This is a genomic window from Deinococcus aquaedulcis (assembly GCF_019693445.1).
Taxonomy (GTDB): Bacteria; Deinococcota; Deinococci; order Deinococcales; family Deinococcaceae; genus Deinococcus; species Deinococcus aquaedulcis.
On record NZ_JAHRBL010000005.1, the window covers coordinates 121,376 to 136,837 of the forward strand.

The 15,462-nt window shown below is 70.6% G+C and carries 16 protein-coding genes and 1 tRNA gene; 7 read left to right on the forward strand and 10 right to left on the reverse strand.

The features are described from left to right. Nucleotides 1–144: 144 nt before the first annotated feature. Nucleotides 145–603, reverse strand: a complete 459-nt coding sequence (locus KMW22_RS08680) for an NUDIX domain-containing protein (RefSeq protein ID WP_221089642.1) — start codon at nt 601–603, stop codon at nt 145–147. Between the two features lie 266 nt (nt 604–869). Between KMW22_RS08680 and KMW22_RS08685 the strand changes: the two genes are divergently transcribed. After that, on the forward strand, nt 870–1,496 hold the full coding sequence (locus tag KMW22_RS08685; protein WP_221089643.1) for a helix-turn-helix domain-containing protein: 627 nt from the start codon (nt 870–872) through the stop codon (nt 1,494–1,496). Between the two features lie 78 nt (nt 1,497–1,574). Beyond that, nucleotides 1,575–2,669, forward strand: coding sequence for a GNAT family N-acetyltransferase (locus KMW22_RS08690; protein WP_221089644.1), 1,095 nt, complete (start codon nt 1,575–1,577; stop codon nt 2,667–2,669). A 202-nt stretch (nt 2,670–2,871) separates the two neighbouring features. Here the strand turns inward: KMW22_RS08690 and KMW22_RS08695 are convergent, their stop codons facing one another. Further along, nucleotides 2,872–3,966 carry an App1 family protein gene (locus KMW22_RS08695; RefSeq protein ID WP_221089645.1) on the reverse strand — a complete coding sequence of 365 codons (1,095 nt, stop codon included), beginning with the start codon at nt 3,964–3,966 and terminating at the stop codon, nt 2,872–2,874. A 75-nt stretch (nt 3,967–4,041) separates the two neighbouring features. Continuing rightward, nucleotides 4,042–4,857 (reverse strand): SDR family NAD(P)-dependent oxidoreductase, encoded by an 816-nt coding sequence (locus KMW22_RS08700; RefSeq protein WP_221089646.1) that lies wholly within the window; start codon nt 4,855–4,857, stop codon nt 4,042–4,044. Nucleotides 4,858–5,119: 262 nt separating this feature from the next. Here KMW22_RS08700 and KMW22_RS08705 point away from each other — a divergent pair, with 262 nt between their 5' ends. Continuing rightward, a complete protein-coding gene (locus tag KMW22_RS08705) occupies nt 5,120–6,316 on the forward strand; it encodes a S8 family serine peptidase (RefSeq protein ID WP_221089647.1) in 1,197 nt (398 codons plus the stop codon). Nucleotides 6,317–6,710: 394 nt separating this feature from the next. Here KMW22_RS08705 and KMW22_RS08710 read toward each other — a convergent pair whose 3' ends face one another. Together KMW22_RS08710 and KMW22_RS08715 are read right to left on the reverse strand one after the other, a co-directional pair. Then, nucleotides 6,711–7,283 carry a DinB family protein gene (locus KMW22_RS08710; RefSeq protein WP_221089648.1) on the reverse strand — a complete coding sequence of 191 codons (573 nt, stop codon included), beginning with the start codon at nt 7,281–7,283 and terminating at the stop codon, nt 6,711–6,713. Then, nucleotides 7,280–8,293, reverse strand: coding sequence for a tRNA dihydrouridine synthase (locus tag KMW22_RS08715; RefSeq protein ID WP_221089649.1), 1,014 nt, complete (start codon nt 8,291–8,293; stop codon nt 7,280–7,282). The genes KMW22_RS08710 and KMW22_RS08715 overlap by 4 nt, the downstream gene beginning before the upstream one ends. A gap of 165 nt (nt 8,294–8,458) precedes the next feature. On the opposite strand from KMW22_RS08715, the gene KMW22_RS08720 reads away from it, so the two are divergent. After that, on the forward strand, nt 8,459–8,968 hold the full coding sequence (locus KMW22_RS08720; RefSeq protein ID WP_221089650.1) for a GNAT family N-acetyltransferase: 510 nt from the start codon (nt 8,459–8,461) through the stop codon (nt 8,966–8,968). 43 nt (nt 8,969–9,011) lie between these two features. Beyond that, a complete protein-coding gene (gene argB / locus KMW22_RS08725) occupies nt 9,012–9,761 on the forward strand; it encodes an acetylglutamate kinase (protein ID WP_221089651.1) in 750 nt (249 codons plus the stop codon). Nucleotides 9,762–9,882: 121 nt separating this feature from the next. Here argB and KMW22_RS08730 read toward each other — a convergent pair whose 3' ends face one another. From KMW22_RS08730 to purE, 5 genes are all read right to left on the reverse strand, one after another. Further along, nucleotides 9,883–10,455 carry a GNAT family N-acetyltransferase gene (locus KMW22_RS08730; protein ID WP_221089652.1) on the reverse strand — a complete coding sequence of 191 codons (573 nt, stop codon included), beginning with the start codon at nt 10,453–10,455 and terminating at the stop codon, nt 9,883–9,885. 110 nt (nt 10,456–10,565) lie between these two features. Continuing rightward, nucleotides 10,566–10,895, reverse strand: a complete 330-nt coding sequence (locus tag KMW22_RS08735) for a hypothetical protein (protein ID WP_221089653.1) — start codon at nt 10,893–10,895, stop codon at nt 10,566–10,568. A 129-nt stretch (nt 10,896–11,024) separates the two neighbouring features. Next, nucleotides 11,025–12,188 carry a VanW family protein gene (locus KMW22_RS08740; RefSeq protein WP_221089654.1) on the reverse strand — a complete coding sequence of 388 codons (1,164 nt, stop codon included), beginning with the start codon at nt 12,186–12,188 and terminating at the stop codon, nt 11,025–11,027. A gap of 136 nt (nt 12,189–12,324) precedes the next feature. Beyond that, nucleotides 12,325–13,470, reverse strand: a complete 1,146-nt coding sequence (gene purK, locus KMW22_RS08745; RefSeq protein ID WP_221089655.1) for a 5-(carboxyamino)imidazole ribonucleotide synthase — start codon at nt 13,468–13,470, stop codon at nt 12,325–12,327. Beyond that, nucleotides 13,467–13,964, reverse strand: coding sequence for a 5-(carboxyamino)imidazole ribonucleotide mutase (gene purE / locus KMW22_RS08750; RefSeq protein WP_407928433.1), 498 nt, complete (start codon nt 13,962–13,964; stop codon nt 13,467–13,469). The genes purK and purE overlap by 4 nt, the downstream gene beginning before the upstream one ends. A gap of 123 nt (nt 13,965–14,087) precedes the next feature. On the opposite strand from purE, the gene KMW22_RS08755 reads away from it, so the two are divergent. Together KMW22_RS08755 and KMW22_RS08760 are read left to right on the forward strand one after the other, a co-directional pair. Continuing rightward, nucleotides 14,088–15,278 carry a glutamate ligase domain-containing protein gene (locus KMW22_RS08755; protein ID WP_221089657.1) on the forward strand — a complete coding sequence of 397 codons (1,191 nt, stop codon included), beginning with the start codon at nt 14,088–14,090 and terminating at the stop codon, nt 15,276–15,278. Nucleotides 15,279–15,315: 37 nt separating this feature from the next. Continuing rightward, nucleotides 15,316–15,391: transfer RNA gene (locus KMW22_RS08760), tRNA-Lys, on the forward strand. The last annotated feature ends 71 nt before the right edge of the window (nt 15,392–15,462 follow it).

Genomic DNA, 15,462 nt, shown 5'->3' on the forward strand with positions numbered 1-15,462 from the left:
TGGGCCGTGAGCCATGGGGAAAGACACCTTGCCCCTTCCTGCGGTAGAGGACCTTCCATACGGGGAGCGGGGCAACCGGTCAAGACCTGCTGTTCCAGGAACCCGCGCGTCTGGGCTCAGACCTCATAGCCCATGGCCCATAGCTCATGGCTCGTGCCCCCTCTGCCCCCACAGCCACGCGCGGGCATACTCGCCCGGCTGACCGCGCAGGGCGGGCAGCGCGTCGGGGGCGAAAAACGCCAGTTCGACGCCCTCCACGCCGTCGGGGACGGGGGTGCCGTGCCACGCATCCACGCGGTAGATGGCGGTATAAAAATGCGCCTGATCGCCGTTCGGCACCGTGCGCAGCGGCGTGGTCAGCAGGTCCAGCAGGGTCGCAGCCTGCACGGTCAGGGCGGTTTCCTCCCAGACCTCGCGCTGCAGGGTGACCAGGGGCGGCTCGCCCAGTTCGCACAGGCCGCCGGGCAGGGCCCACACGTCGCGCCCGGCCAGCCGCTGCAGCAGCAAACGGCCCTGGGCATCCCGGATCAGGCCGCACGCGCCCATCAGGTTGACCGGACGGTGGCCGATCAGGGCGCGCAGGTCGGCGATGTAGTCAGGCATTGGGACGCAGTGTAGCGGCGCCCCTGCCGTGGGCGGGCCGCAGGTGCCGGGCCATTGAAGTACCTCGCCCCTCCCCCATGCCAACGTTTCAGGACAGCGCAGAAACGTTTCCATTCTCGGGGCGAGGCACTTTTTTCGGTTCTCGCTCTGCGACGCCGCTGTTCCAGCCCGCTCGGTTGATCTCAAGATCAACAGCGAGCGACTGAGAAGGGGCCATTTCAAAGGGGTGGGTTTCTCTTGAAATCCGCGCCGGGCACAATGCCCCCATGCCCGAACCCCAGGCCACCCTCCAGATCACCACCCCCGCGCAGGCGGCGGCGCTGCTGGACTTCACGTATGGGGCCCGCCTTCTGGAACAGTTTCTGAGCCCCTGCACCGCCAGCCAGGCGGCCCGCGCGCTGGGCGAACCCGCCAACCGCGTGGCCTACCACGTGGGCAAGCTGGCGCGCACGGGCCTGCTGCACGCCGATGGTCGCCAGGGCAAGGGCACGCTGTACCGCGCCGCCGCCCAGACGTTTCAGGTGCCGCGCGACCTGGTGCGGATGGACGAACCCCTGACGCTGATTGAACCGGTGATGCGCGAGATCACGGGCGCCTATGCCCGCGCGGTGCTGGGCTGGCAGACGCGACAGGACCTGGGAGCCCCACTCGGGGACACCCACCTGACGGTGAGTCTGGGGGCCACACCCGCAGCGGGCGAGCCTGCGCCAGCGGGCCCCTATCCCCCGGCCATGCGCCTGCGGGCCGTCCGGCTGACCCCGGAGCAGTACCGGCAGGTACAGGCAGCCCTGGACCAGTTGCTGAACGAACTGGAGGATGGCCCCGCACCGGACCCCGCCCAGCCGGCCACATTTGTCCTGATGAGTTTTCCCGGCCACCTGCACGGGCCCTGAGGACCGGGCCAACGCTCTCTTCCACGCCACCACACCCCACATTCAGGCCAGCCGCCCCGGCCTGGCCCAGGAGGCCCTATGTCGCAGCCGACCCCCCTGCCCGCCCCCGCCCACTCGCCCCGCCTGCGCGCTGGCCTTCGCCTGGAGCCCTACGACGCCCGCACCGCCCCGGACGCGCTGGTGGAGGCGCTGGCGGTCTTTGCCACCGCCCAGCTGCACGAACGGCAGCCGGATGATCCGGCCATTCAGCCCGGGCAGCTGGCTGCGCAGCTGCGCCATCTGCCCCCGTTCGTGAACCTTCCCGCCTGGGCCGTGTGGGACGGCGGACGCGTGGTGGCCGAGGCGAACGTGGCCCTGGTGAACCTGGACCAGAACCGGCATCTGGCGCAGGTGAACCTGGGGGTGCTGGCCCCCTACCGCCGCCAGGGCCTGGGCCGCGCCCTGCTGGCGCAGGTGACGGAGGCCGCCCACGAGGCTGACCGCCGGCTGCTGCTGCTGGGCAGCCACGCCCGGGTGCCTGCAGGCGAGGCGGCCCTGCGCCGCGCTGGGGCCACCCCGGGCCTGAGCGCGCAGGTGAACCAGCTGGCGCTGGCAGACCTGTCGCATGAACAGCTGGCGCAGTGGGCCGCCCAGGGGGAAGCGCGCGCCCAGGGCCACCGACTGGAGCTGTGGGAAGGCGAAGTGCCCGAGGCTGACATCGCCGCCTTTGCCGAGCTGACCCAGGTGATGAACGACCAGCCGCTGGGCGACCTGGACGTGGAAGACAGCACACTGAGCACCGAGCAGTTCCGCGAGGTGGAGGCGCACTTTCAGGCCTCGGGGCGCCAGCGCGTGCTGGTGGTGGCCCGGCGACCGAACGACGGCGGCCTCGAGGGCTTTACCGAACTGACATGGCACCCGGCGCGGCCGACCCTGCTGGCCCAAGGCGCCACCGGGGTGCGGCCCGAGGCGCGGGGCCTGGGGCTGGGCCGCTGGCTGAAAGCCGCTGCCCTGCAGCGCGCCCTGGCCCGCAACCCGGAGGCCCGCTTTGTGCGCACCGAAAACGCTGACAGCAACGCGGCCATGCGCCGGATCAACGAGGAGATGGGCTTCCGGCCCTACTCGACCACCACCCTCTGGCAACTGGAGGTGCCCCAGGCGCAGGCGTATCTGGCCGGGGCAGCGGGGCGCTAAGTATCTCGCGGTTGATCTAAAGATCAACCAAGCGGACTGGAACAGCTGCGCCGCAGAGCGAGGAGCGAAAAAAGGACCTCACACCGGGAATGGAAACGTTTCGGTGCTCTTCTTCAACGTTGATGAGGTGAGGGGCAAGGTCCCCAGCTAGGGTAAGCGGGGCGGCCAGGATCTTCCCGGCCGCCCCGCTTCCCCTGCCCGCTCAGGTTTCGTAGGTGCGCGCCACGCTGGTCAGGACGCTGCGGTATTCGCCCGACGTGATCAGGCCCATGGCCATGGCATGGCTGGCGGCGTTCAGGCTGTCGGCGGCCAGCACGAGGTCCACCCCGGCCTTGCGCACCTCCTCGCGCAGCTTCAGCACACCCTCGTCGCGGCTGGCTTCGGTCACGTCGCGGATATACACGGCCAGCACGCGGCTGGGATGGCGGTGGACCACCTCGGCGTAGATTTCGGGGTCCTTTTCGCCGCTGTCGCCCACCAGCACAAAGGGCAGTTCTGGAAAGCGCTCGAAAATCCGCTCAATGACGGTGTGCTTGTGCCCGCCGTGCCCGCCCAGCAGGTCCATGCCCCAGTTGCGCAGGAACATGGGCCCCAGCGGAATGCGGCGGTAGTCCAGAAACTGCCACAGCAGATCGAACAGGTTCCACGGGCTGCTGGACACGTAAAAGATGGGATTGCGGGCCTCGCCGTCGCGGGTGAGCGCGCGGTACAGGGCCCCCACGCCCGGGAACGGCAGGCGGGTACGGGCGTTGCCGGTGAGCACGGTGCTCAGCATGCGCGGCAGGCTGGTCACGTCCGACTTGAGCACGGTGTCGTCCAGGTCGCTGATCACGCCAAAGCGCGCCGCCGAGACCACCTGCACTCGGGCCACGGCGCTCACCTCGCGGCCCTCCATCTTCAGGCTCACCTGATGCCAGCCGCCCCCCAGCGGCGAACTGGGCGTGAAGTTCAGGGTGAAATAGCCGTCGCTGTCGCTGACCGCACTGACCGTGACCCCGTCCAGGGTACCCATCACCTTGACCCCGGCCACCTCGCGCGAGAGCAGGCGGCGCAGCATGTTGCGGGCGTTCTGCCAGCGGCGGTCGCCCTTGCGCGCCGGGGCCAGGGTGCGAGGCAGCAGCACGCGCCCGGTCAGCTCCACGTGCTGCGGGGTGCCCCAGCCCACGTAGGGCTGCAGAATCAGCTTGCCGCGCGCCCGGCGGGGCTGCACGTAGCCGCTAAAGGCCCGGTCCACGATCAGCACCGCCCGTTCCAGCGACGGCTGAATGGTCTTGAAAGCGGTCTTGACCAGATTCACCCGCCCAGTCTAAGCGGCGCCTGCCCCCGGTCGCGTAAAGGCCACCTTGCGCCTTTGTTCAAACCAGGGCTGAGGTCAGCGCCGCGCGGCGTCTGAGGCGCCACTGTGGTCGTAGCGGCGCCAGATCAGGCGCTGCACCACCCAGTCGCCCAGGGCCGGAAAGTGGCGCTCCAGCCACACCAGCGCGCGGTAGGGCGCGGGCACAACCGTTTCGGCACGCGGGCGCAGCAGCACGGCCGCCACAGCGCGCGCCACCACCTCGGGGCCCGGCATGGGCAGGCGGGCGCGGGCGGTCATCTCGCTTTTCACGAAGCCCGGCGCCACCAGACTGACGTGCACGCCGCTGCCCAGCAGTTCGCGCCGCAGGGCCAGCGAAAAGCCGCGCAGCCCGAATTTGCTGGCCGAATAGATGCCGTTGGTGGCCGCCAGCCCCGCCACCGAGCCGATGTTCACAATGTGCCCGCTGCCCTGGGCACGCAGGGCGGGCAGCACCAGCCGCGTGAGTTCAACTGGCGCTTCGAGATTCACCCGCAGCACCCGGAGGGGGTCGGCATCGTTCCACCACCAGCCGCGCTCCACGGTGACCCCGGCGTTGTTCACCAGCACGTCAATCCGGCCAAAGTGGGCCTGGGCAGCGGCCAGCAGCGCGCGGCGCGAGGCGTCGTCGGTGACGTCGGTGGGTACGGCAATCACCCGCGCGCCGGACGGGTCCAGGCGGCGGGCCAGGGCGTGCAGCTCGTCAGTGCGGCGGGCGGCCAGCACCAGGGCGTAGCCCAGATCGGCCAGTTCCTCGGCCGTGGCCCGGCCAATGCCGCTGGACGCCCCGGTAAGCACCACCACGGGGCGCGCAGTGGGATGGCTGGGGAGGACGGGCGCCGCAGAAGCGTTCATACGGGTGATGGTAGCCCCAACGCAGCAGCCAGAGGGGTGGACCGGGGCGCCCAGGAACCGGAAGCGGTCCCTTCCCTGCCGCCAGCGCCGCTGTTTTGTCCGTTCTTCACTTACAGCGGCGGCCCGTTCCGCCCTGGGGTCAAAACGCGGCCTCTCTCCTCCCCGCTGTCCTGAGCAGACACCGCCCAGGGTCGCTCAGCGCTTAAGAGGCGCTCTGGGTGCCGCTCAGGTCGGCGTCAGATGGGGGCGGCACACTGCACGGATGACCCCCCGATTGCTCGCCCGCACGCTGCTGGGCGCGGCCCTGCTGGGTTCGGCCGCCCCCGCGCAGGACCTCACGCTGCCGGAACTCAGCCCGCTGCCAGCCGCCCCCCGGTCCAGCGCCCCACTGGTGCCGCTGCCGGCCAGCACGGCCTCAACGACCCCCACCCCTAGCCCCACGGCCGCCAGCGCCGCAACGCCCAGCGATCCCCTGTATGCGCGGCAGTGGAACCTCAGCGCGGTCCGGCTGCCGCAGGCCTGGGCGCTGCTGCCCGGCACCGGCACTGGCGCCCGGGGCGCCCCGGTGACCGTGGCTGTGCTGGACACCGGCTACGTGCCCAGCCCCGAACTGGGCGCGCGGGCCATCAATGGCTACGACTTCGTGAGCAGCCCGGCCCGTGCGGGTGACGGCAATGGCCGCGACCCGGAGGCTCACGCGGTGGGCGAGTTCGCCTACCACAGCGAGATCATCGCCAACCTGATTGGCGCGGCGCACGATGGGCGGGGCATGGCGGGCATCAATCCGCAGGCACGGGTGGTCCATGTGCGGGTGGCAGCGGTGGACGGCACCATTGAGGTCCCGGATCTGGTGGACGGCCTGAAATGGGCCGCTGGCCTGAGCGTCCCGGGCGTGCCCGCCAACCCCAACCCAGCGCGAATTCTGAACCTCAGCCTGTACGCCGACTTTATTCCCCTGACCGGCTGCGACGCGCGGGTGCAGGCGGCGGTGGACGCCGTGACCGCCAAGGGCGCACTGGTGATTGCCGGCGCCGCCAACGACGGCCGGGACGCGGGCGGCTATTCCCCGGCCGGCTGCCGCAACGTGCTGACCGTGACCAGCGTGAACGCCGCCGGACAGCGCCCGGGCTACGCCAACTGGGGCCGCACGGTGGCCCTGGCCGCGCCGGGGGGCGACCCCACGCAGGGCATTGTGGCCAGCAGCGCTGCGGGCCCGGGCGGCGAGCGCAGCCCCAACGGCACCAGCTTCGCCGCGCCCCACGCCGCCGGGGTGGCCAGCCTGCTTCTGGGGGTACGCCCTGGCCTGAGCCCGGCCCTGCTGCGCTCGTACCTGACCCGCAGCGCCGCGCTATTCCCCGGGGGTCGCTGCGACCCCCAGCCCGAGCGCACCTGCGGCGCCGGCCTGCTGAATGCCGAAGGGGCTTTGAAGCTGGCCCTGGCCTCCAGCCTGGGGAAGTGAGGGCGGGGGCGTAAAGGGAGCACCGGGGCGCTGATCCGTTCTTGGGGGCGCAGGCAAGGGTGTTCTCTTGCCTTTGACCTGTGCTGGGAATCCACCTGGACTGCTGGTGTCTCCACGAGCGGGGGGAGGAAAACAAGATTGGGTCAAAGGCTGGAGTTGCTTCCCCCTCTTCTACGAAGCTCTTCAAGCCCCAGCGTGCCACATAAAAGGGAGGCGCAAGAGTGCCGCTCTCGTCAAGCCGCCCTGGCCAGGACGTAACGCTGTCGGTATCCGGGTCTTCTTGACCACTGCGCTGGGGAACGCGCCCGCTTCTCCGTGAAAACCGAACCACCCATCGCCCACAGCAAAGCCGCGCCCCACTTCCGGGGCGCGGCGCTCGTCTCTTTCGGCAGGTCTACAGATCGTCGTCCAGCTCGCCAGCGTCCAGGCCCTGGTCGGGGGCGCCGGCCTGGGCGGGGGTGCTCTGCGGGCGCACGAAGCGCATGTAGTCCAGCCAGGGCGGGGTGTGGCCCAACTGGCGGATCATCAGGGCAATCTGGGCGGTGTGGCGGACCTCGTGGGTCATCACGTTCCACAGCAGCTGGTCCAGGGTCACGGTGTCGCTGGCGGGGTCGTCCTGAACCAGCTTCACGCTGCGGTCCAGGTCCGGGTCGCTGTCCAGCAGGGCCTGGGTGCGCCGGGTGACTTCGCGGCTGTAGTCCAGAATCCAGTTCAGGTCGTACTGCTGCGCGCGCGGCTGCACCCAGTCGTGCGGGTACTGGCCCTGCACGCCGTCGCCCAGGGCAATGCCGTGCACCCAGTGGTCTTCCACATCGGTTACGTGCAGCAGCAGGTCCTTGATGCAATGAAACCGGTCGCCGGTCTCAATGAGGTTCCGGTCCAGGTCCGCTGCCGGCAGGGCGCGCAGGAAGTTCCACAGCTGCTCCCGCGCAGCCGTCAAGTAGGCGTAGTACTCGCGCACGTTCATGAATGACCCACAGCATACCCCGCCGCGCCGCCCCCCGGCGCCACTTGCCTGCCTTGCGGGTCTTCCAGCAGCGGCGAGAGGGCCGCCCTGACGTCCTGCACGGTCACCACGTTCACCAGGGCGTCACGCAATTCGGGGAAATCCGGCAGGTAGGCCGGCAGCACCTTGCGCAGCGGGCGCAGGGTCAGGCGCCCCGTGGGGTCAGCGTAGAACTGTTCCTGCAGCTCGGCGTGGCGCAGGGCGGTGCGGGCGCGCTGGACGGGGCCGGGGCGCTCGTCCTGGCCGGTGGCCAGCGCGCGGAAGATCCACGGGTTGCCCACCGCGCCCCGCCCGATCATCACGGCGGCCACGCCTGTGCGCGCACGCCCCCGGGCCATTTCCGGGGTCGTCACGTCGCCGCTGCCCACCACAGGCACCTTCACGCCCGCCGCCACACGTGCAATGGCGTCCCAGTCGGCCTCGCCGGTATAGCGCTGGGCACTGGTGCGGCCATGCACCGTGATCAGGGCGGCGCCCGCCGCCTCCAGACCCTGGGCCACCTCCAGGCTGCGGTCATGGTCCCAGCCCAGACGAATCTTGGCGCTCACGTCCAGCGCGGTCGCACTCTTCATAGCGCGCACCAGTTCGTAGGCCACCTCGGGGGTCTGCAGCAGGCAGGCCCCGCCCCGGCCCCGAATCTTGGGGACCGGGCAGCCCATGTTCAGGTCCAGGGCCGCCGGGGTAAACCAGCGCTCGGCGCGGGCCACGGCCTCGGCCAGCACCTCACTGTCGGCGCCGAACAGCTGCACCACGCGCCCCTGCTCGCCGGCGTAGGGGCGGCCCAGGTTCAGTTTCTCGCTGTCGCCCCCCGAGACCAGCCCGCGCGCGCTGATCATCTCGCTGACCGTCCACAGCGCGCCCTGCTCGGCGGCCAGCTGGCGCATGGGGGCGTCGCTGTAGCCCGCCATGGGGGCCAGCACGGCGCCAGGGCGCGCGAGCTGACGGGCGTAAAAGTTCGGGGCGGCGATCATCTGCGCAGGGTAGCGCACCTGCCCCCCCTGTTCGGTGAAGTCAGCCTTGGGGCTCGGCTGTGGCGGAATTCACCGCGCCCGGCTGCAGGGGGCGTATGCTCGGCTCAGTCCGGCCACACTCACCTGTATGGTTTACCCGTCCCAGCCGGACTTCGGGGAGGCCCTTTGAACGTTACGCCGCTGGCGCTGCACCACGCGCCGCTGCTCCACCAGCTGTACGCCGCGTCGCCGGGGTATTTCGAGCTCCTCAGCACGCGCCTGCCCACCCTCAGCGAAGTGCAGCGGGACGTGGAGGTGGCCCTGTTGGACCCCCGCCGCAGCCTGGAACTGCTGCTTGACGAGCGCGGCGAGGTCATTGGCAGCCTCGACTGCAAACGCGATTTCCCGGAAAGCGGCGACCTGACCATCAACCTGCTGCTGATCCGCGAGGACCGCCAGTCGCAGGGCTGGGGCCGCCGCGCGGTGCGCCACCTGGAGGGCCGGGTGCCGCCGGGCACCACGCGCATCCTGGCCAGCGTACTGGGCGACAACCCGCGCGGCGCCCGCTTCTGGGAGCGCCTGGGCTTTACGTTTACCCTGGACGCCCGCCCGGTGATGACGTGGTACGCCCGCCCGGTGGGCACCCGGCCCCCCACCCCCCCGGTGGCCACCCCGCTGCGCGCCAGTCACGATTAGGTCTGGGGACTGCCCCGCCGCGTTCTCGCCTACACTCCAAAGGGTGATCGTCAAGTACGGCGGCAATGCCATGAAAAGTCTGGAGCTGCGCCGGGCCGTGGCTGGGGAAATCGCGGCCCTGCGCGCAGAACACGCGGTGGTGGTGGTCCACGGCGGTGGCCCGGTGATTGAGCAGGAGTTGGCCGCGCGCGGCGTGCCCAGCGAATTCCGGGGCGGCCTGCGCGTGACCTCGCCCCAGGCCATGCAGGTGGTGGAACTGGCGCTGTGTGGCCTGAACAAGCAGCTGAGCCAGGACGTGGGCCGCGCCGTGGGCCTGATGGGCCGCGACGACCGCCTGCTGCAGGCCGAACTGCTGGACCCCGAACTGGGCCGCGTGGGCCGCGTGACCGGCGTGAACGCCGCGCTGCTGCGCACCCTGCTGGGCGCCGGCCTGACCCCGGTGGTGGGCTGCGTGGCGGTGGACGAGGCAGGCGAGCCCCTGAACGTGAACGCCGATACGGCGGCCGGCGCGGTGGCAGGCGCCCTGGGCGACGGCATCGTGTTCCTGACCGATGTGGAGGGCGTGTACCGCGCCTACCCCGACCCCCAGAGCCTCGCCCCCCACCTGACCCGCGCCGAGGCCGAAGCTGGCATTGAGGCCGGCTGGATCGCCGGCGGCATGATCCCCAAGGTGCGCGCGGCGCTGGACGCCCTGGACCGGGGCGCGCCCTTTGCCGTCATCGCCAGCGGCATGCGGGCCGGCGTGCTGGCCGAGGCCGCGCGGGGCGAGGCAGGGACGAGGCTAACGCCGTAGGGGCCGATGGTCTATGGCCGGGCCGATGGCGTAACGGGGGCAAGCTGCGCTGTGCTCTTGGCCCCGCACTTCAATGAAACAGAGGGTCACCCGCTCTGGTCTGGCCTTGTGCCATCTGCTCTCAGCCATCCGCCATCGGCCCAACTTTGCTGAACACCAGCGTGTCTCGCCGTCGCGCCGGGTCGTCGGCGCGCACGTCGTCGTTCACGAAGCGGGCGTCCAGGGTGTAGCCCAGGGTCTGGGGAATGCGGGCGCTGCGGGTGTTGTCGGGGTCGCAGCGGATTTCCAGGCGGGCAAAGGCCAGCGGGCCCAGGGCCAGTTCGGTCAGGGCCTGCGCGACCTCCTGGGCGTAGCCCTGGCCGGTGTGCGCCGTGGCGATCCAGTAGCCGATTTCGCCCTTGGGCACGCGCCAGTCCAGGGCGTGGTAGCCGCTGCTGCCCAGCAGTTCGGTGCCCTGGGCGTTCCACACGTGGTAGCGCAGGTTCTCGCGCGTCTCGAAGCGCTCGGCGGCGGCGTGCAGGTTCGCCTGGGCGCCTTCCAGGGTCAGGGGCGCCTGGGCCCAGTGCATCCAGCGGCGCAGTTCGGGCAGCGAGGCGTTCACGGCCGCCACCAGCGCCGGGGCGTCGGCCACCGCCGGGCGGCGCAGCCACAGGCGGGGGGTGCGGAGGTCGTCGGGAACAGGCGGCAGGGTCATCCGCGCGGCAGTGTAGAGAAAAAGGCCGGGCCACGCGCAGGCAACCCAGCCACGGCCCTGGCGTGGGCTACCCCGCAACCGGGGCTGTTCTTCCTCTCCCTGAGGCTGCTCTAGAAGTGCGTGCGGAACACGGCGGGGCGCGGCACGTGGCGGCCCTTGCCCGCTTTCTTGGCGAGGTCCAGGTCCACCAGGCGCAGCAACTGCCAGCGCTTCAGGCCAGGGTGGCTGCGCTGCTTGCTCAGCACGTGGCGTTCCAGGGCCGCGCGGTTGCCGTGCAGGGCAGCCAGCACGCGGCCTTCCCAGAACACGTCCTGGGCGCTGTCGCGGCGGGCATGGCCCTGGGGAATGGCCGAGTAACGGGACTGGCCCCGGGTCACGCCGCTCAGCAGCAGCGCGACTCCACCCAGAGCCATCAGAAGCAGCAGGATTGTCAGGAGCACATCCGCAGTGTACCCGGAAGCGGCGGTGGCGGGCGACGAAGTTTTGCACGACTTCAGGCCGCTGTCAGAAGGTGCCCCGGGCACGAAGGCGGGCCGCCTGACCCAGCGCGGCCCACCCCTGAACAGCACTTATCGTTTCAGGCGCTTGTCCTTGGGGTTCACGCCGTACACCGCGCCCCAGGGCTCGTACACGCTTTTCAGGGTGTCTTTGCTCACCACTTTGCCCTTCACCTTGATGGTGCGGGTAATCACGCTGGTCATGCCCTGCGCCGGGGTGTCCAGCAGGCGGCGCCCGCCCAGGGCCACGCTCTTGTCGGCGGTGTAGCTGGGTTTGGCCGGCGCCTTGAAGTTGGTGATCACGGGCTTACTGATGTTCACCTGCCGCCCGGTGTTGGCGCCGAAGACATCAAAGCGCAGGGTGTCGGCCGCCTTGTTCCAGCTGGCCTGGATAAACAGGTGCGCGCCGGTGTCGTTTTTCATGCGCAGGTTCTTGGCCGGGGCGTACACGGTGGCTTCAAAGCCCACGGGGTCGTAATACTTGACGCGGTGGCTGTGCTCGTGGCGCTCCACGATGGGCAACCCCGCGCTGTACAGCGCCCGGAAGATGGTGGTGCTGACCTGACAGATGCCGCCGCCGTCCTCCTTGGTGAGGGTGCCGTCGCTGATCACGAAGCCCTTCACGAAGCCGGTGCTGGCGTCAATCTGGCCAATTTCCTCGTTGAAGTTGAACACGTGCCCCGGGGCAATAAAGAAGTTGTCGAGCTTGCTGGCGCCCACCAGAATGTTCTTCTCGCGGAAACTGGGGCTGCCCGCGTAGCTGCTGCTGCCCGAAGCCACATGCCACAGCACGCCGCGCTGGGCCAACACCTGGACACTGCGCGCGGGCTCAATGCGCTTAAAGGCCACCTGCGCCGTGCCCTTGCCCGAGCGGATGGCCCGCAGCAGGTTGGCCTTGGTGGCGTCGCGGTCAAAGACCCAGCCGGTCTGGCCCTGGGCGGCCCAGCTGCCGCCCACGTTGCGGAACACGGCGGGCTTGGGCTTGCGGGCGTTCAGGGTCTTTTCGATCTTGTTCAGAATGGGCGTGAAGGTGCTGCTGACCTTGTTGTATTTCTTGCTGGCCTTCACACCGGCCGCCGGCAGCGCCCACGATTTGACGATGGCCTGCTGGCGGACCTCGCCTTTGCGGATCGACGCCTCGGTGGTCTTGAACACCAGTTTGAAGGTCTGGGCCTGCGCGCCGCCCGCCAGGGCCAGCGTGAGCAGAGGGAGAAGCATGCGCGCAGAGCGGATCATGCCTTTCAGGCTAGGGGGCGCGTGCCCCGCGCCCGTGAGGCGGACTTTGACTGCCGCTTAGCCCGCCTTCCCGGAAGGTTGAGGTTTCTGGGGCAGTCAGCCCCCCTTCAGGCGGGTGTGCTGGGGTGGCCAGATTTCAGGGAATCAGGGCTTCCAGTTCGCGCAGGCGCGCGTGCAACGTGGCCTGATCGGGCGCCACCAGATTCACGTGGCCCAGCTTGCGCCCGGCCCGCCACGCCTTGTGGTACAGATGCACCCTTGTGCCATCCAGGGCGTCAATGGCGGCCCAGTCGGGGTGCAGCGGCTGGCCGTCCGGGCCCGCCACGCCCACCACATTCACCATCGCGCAGGGCAGCAGCGGCGACCAGTCGCGCAGCGGCAGGCCCAACACCGCGCGCACCTGCGCCTCGAACTGGCTCACCCCGCCGCCGTCCTGGGTGAGGTGGCCGCTGTTGTGCACGCGCGGGGCCACTTCGTTCACCAGCAGCTCGCCGCCCGGCAGCTGGAAGAATTCCAGGGTCAGCAGCCCTTCCAGGCCCCAGCCCTCGGCCACGGCGCGGGCCAGTTCGCGGGCCCTGGCCTCGGTGGCGGGTGGGGCGGCCGGTGGGAAAACGCTGGTGCGCAGAATGCCCTGGCGGTGCACGTTCTCCACCAGCGGCCCGAAGGCCACCTGCCCGGTTGCCGTCCGCGCCACCGCCAAGCTGAGTTCGCGCTCAAAGGCCACGAGGCCCTCCAGCACGCAGGGCACGCGGCCCAGTTCGGCCCAGGCGGCGTCCAGCTCGGCAGGGCTGCTCACCCGCACCTGCCCCTTACCGTCGTAGCCCAGTTCGCTGGTTTTCAGCAGGCCCTGCCCGCCCACCTGGGCCAGGGCGCCGGGTAGATCGGCCTCCTGTTCCAGCACCACAAAAGGGGCGGTGCCCACCCCAGCCGCGCGCAGGGCTTCCTTTTCATGGGCACGGTGCTTGCTGCGCGCTAGGACCCCGGGCCCTGGGCGCACCGGCACGCGGCCTTCCAGGGCGGCCAGGGCGGGCAGGGGCACGTTTTCAAATTCCAGGGTGACGGCGTCGCACCCCGCCAGCCCTTCCAGGCCAGCCGGGTCGGTGTAGGGCGCCTGCAGGTGCCCGGCGCACAGGCGGGCCGGGGCCCCCGGGTCGGGCTCCAGCACCCTGACCCGCACGCCCAGCGGCAGCGCAGCCAGGGCCAGCATCTGCGCCAGCTGGCCGCCGCCCAGGATGCCCAGGGTGGGCTGTGCGGGGTGGGCCGTGGCCTGTGGGGCGCTCATGCCTCGCCCGCCTGGGGGTGACCGTCAAAGAAGGGGTCGTCCAGCACCGCCCCCGTCTGGGCGGCGCGGAAGGCGTCCAGGTGGGCGCGCACGGCCTCATCGGTGGTGGCCAGCAGAGCGGCGGCAAACAGGGCGGCGTTCTTCGCGCCCGCCGCGCCAATTGCAAAGGTGGCCACTGGCACCCCGGCGGGCATCTGCACGATGCTCAGCAGACTGTCTTTGCCACTCAGGGCACGCGACTGCACCGGCACGCCCAGCACTGGCACCCGGGTAAAGGCCGCCAGCATGCCCGGCAGGTGCGCCGCGCCCCCCGCCCCGGCGATGATGCAGGCGAGATTCAGGCGCTCGGCCCGCGCGCCGTAACTGGGCAGCAGCGCGGGCGTGCGGTGGGCGGACAGCACCCGCACCTCGTAGGGCACCCCCAGGTCACGCAGCACGGTCAGGGCGCCTTCCATCGTCTCGAAATCGCTGCGGCTGCCCATCACCACGCCCACACGCGGCGTTCCTTCTCCGGCAAGATCGGTCACGGGCTGCATCGTACCTGCCGGGGCGGGGGGCGCTGCCGGCTGGGCTGGACGGGCTGGCCCTGGCCCCGCCGCTTGCTTTACCGTGCGCGCATGGCCGCCCCGCCCCCTGCCCCCGAGTCCCATTGGCCCGACTACCCCTGGCTCTTTGCCCGCACCCGCGCGGGCCGCGCCCGGGGCCCGGACGGCGCGCGGGCGCTGCTGTCAGCCCTGGGCCACCCGGAGCGCGCGTTTGCCAGCATCCGCGTGGTGGGCACCAACGGCAAGGGCAGCACCTGCGCCATGCTGGAGGCCGGGCTGCAGGCGGCAGGCGTGCGCACTGGCCGCTTTACCAGCCCGCACCTGCACACCTACGAGGAACGCATTCGGGTGGGCGGCACCAATCTGGACCCGGCGCGCACCGCCGCCTTTATCGCCTGGGCCAAGGCGCACGCCCCCGACGCGGCTTTTTTCGACCTGACCCTGGCCCTGGCCTGCCAGGTGTTTGCCGAGAAGGGGGTGGAGGTGGCGGTGATGGAAGCGGGCGTGGGCGGCCAGAGCGACGCCACCCAGGCCCTGGACCGGGTGGCGGCGGTGGCCCTGACCAATGTGGGCCTGGACCATACGGCGGTGCTGGGTGAGACGGTGGCCGCGATTGCCCGCGACAAAGCGGGCGCGGCCCAGCCCGGCGTGCCCCTGCTGACCACCGCCCAGGGAGAGGCCCTGACCGTGATTGCCGAAGTGGCCCAGACGGTCGGCGCCCCACTGCTGACCCCGCACAGCCACCCTGAACTCTTTGCCCTACCGCGTCCCCCCGCGCTGGCGGGCGCTCACCAGGCGCAGAACGCTGCGCTGGCCGCCGCCACCCTGCGCACCCTGGGCTATGCCAGGGGCGTGGCCGCCGCCCTGAATGCGGCCCACCCCGCACGGCTGGAACGCTTTGAGCACAGCGGCAAGACAGTCCTGGTGGACGGCGCCCACAACCCCCACGCCACCCAGGCCCTGGCCCTGGCCGTGCCCCACGCCGACGTGCTGCTGTTCGGCGGACTGGCCCGCAAGGACACCGCCGCCACCCTGGCCCCACTGCTGGCGGTGGCGCCTACACGGGTCTTTACCGCCCCCGGCGACCTTGCCACGCCCCCTGCCGAATTGGCCGCCACGTTTGGCGGCGAGGCCGTACCCGATCCCGCGCAGGCCCTGGCCCGTGCACTGGCCCTGACGCCACCGGACGGCACGCTGCTGGTGGCCGGGAGCCTCTACCTGGCGGGGACGGTGCGGGCGCAAGTGGTGCCGAAGCTGGCTTGACAGCCTGAGCAACGGCCCGTATACTTCCTTCCGCTCTGGGTCGTTAGCTCAATTGGCAGAGCAGCTGACTCTTAATCAGCGGGTTGTAGGTTCGATTCCTACACGACCCACCAGACAGAAACGGTGCTTCAGGCGCCGTTTTTTCTTTGGCCCGACGTGAGCCCTCAAAGATTCGCTCGGCGGC

Bases quoted from the DNA above. Each gene is read 5' to 3' on its own strand.
- KMW22_RS08705 (WP_221089647.1), top strand. From the start codon at position 5,120: ATGACCCCCCGATTGCTCGCCCGCACGCTGCTGGGCGCGGCCCTGCTG.
- KMW22_RS08715 (WP_221089649.1), bottom strand. From the start codon at position 8,293: ATGATCGCCGCCCCGAACTTTTACGCCCGTCAGCTCGCGCGCCCTGGC.
- purK (WP_221089655.1), bottom strand. From the start codon at position 13,470: ATGAGCGCCCCACAGGCCACGGCCCACCCCGCACAGCCCACCCTGGGC.
- KMW22_RS08700 (WP_221089646.1), bottom strand. From the start codon at position 4,857: ATGAACGCTTCTGCGGCGCCCGTCCTCCCCAGCCATCCCACTGCGCGC.
- KMW22_RS08685 (WP_221089643.1), top strand. From the start codon at position 870: ATGCCCGAACCCCAGGCCACCCTCCAGATCACCACCCCCGCGCAGGCG.
- KMW22_RS08680 (WP_221089642.1), bottom strand. From the start codon at position 603: ATGCCTGACTACATCGCCGACCTGCGCGCCCTGATCGGCCACCGTCCG.
- KMW22_RS08710 (WP_221089648.1), bottom strand. From the start codon at position 7,283: ATGAACGTGCGCGAGTACTACGCCTACTTGACGGCTGCGCGGGAGCAG.
- KMW22_RS08690 (WP_221089644.1), top strand. From the start codon at position 1,575: ATGTCGCAGCCGACCCCCCTGCCCGCCCCCGCCCACTCGCCCCGCCTG.
- KMW22_RS08755 (WP_221089657.1), top strand. From the start codon at position 14,088: ATGGCCGCCCCGCCCCCTGCCCCCGAGTCCCATTGGCCCGACTACCCC.
- KMW22_RS08740 (WP_221089654.1), bottom strand. From the start codon at position 12,188: ATGATCCGCTCTGCGCGCATGCTTCTCCCTCTGCTCACGCTGGCCCTG.
- KMW22_RS08730 (WP_221089652.1), bottom strand. From the start codon at position 10,455: ATGACCCTGCCGCCTGTTCCCGACGACCTCCGCACCCCCCGCCTGTGG.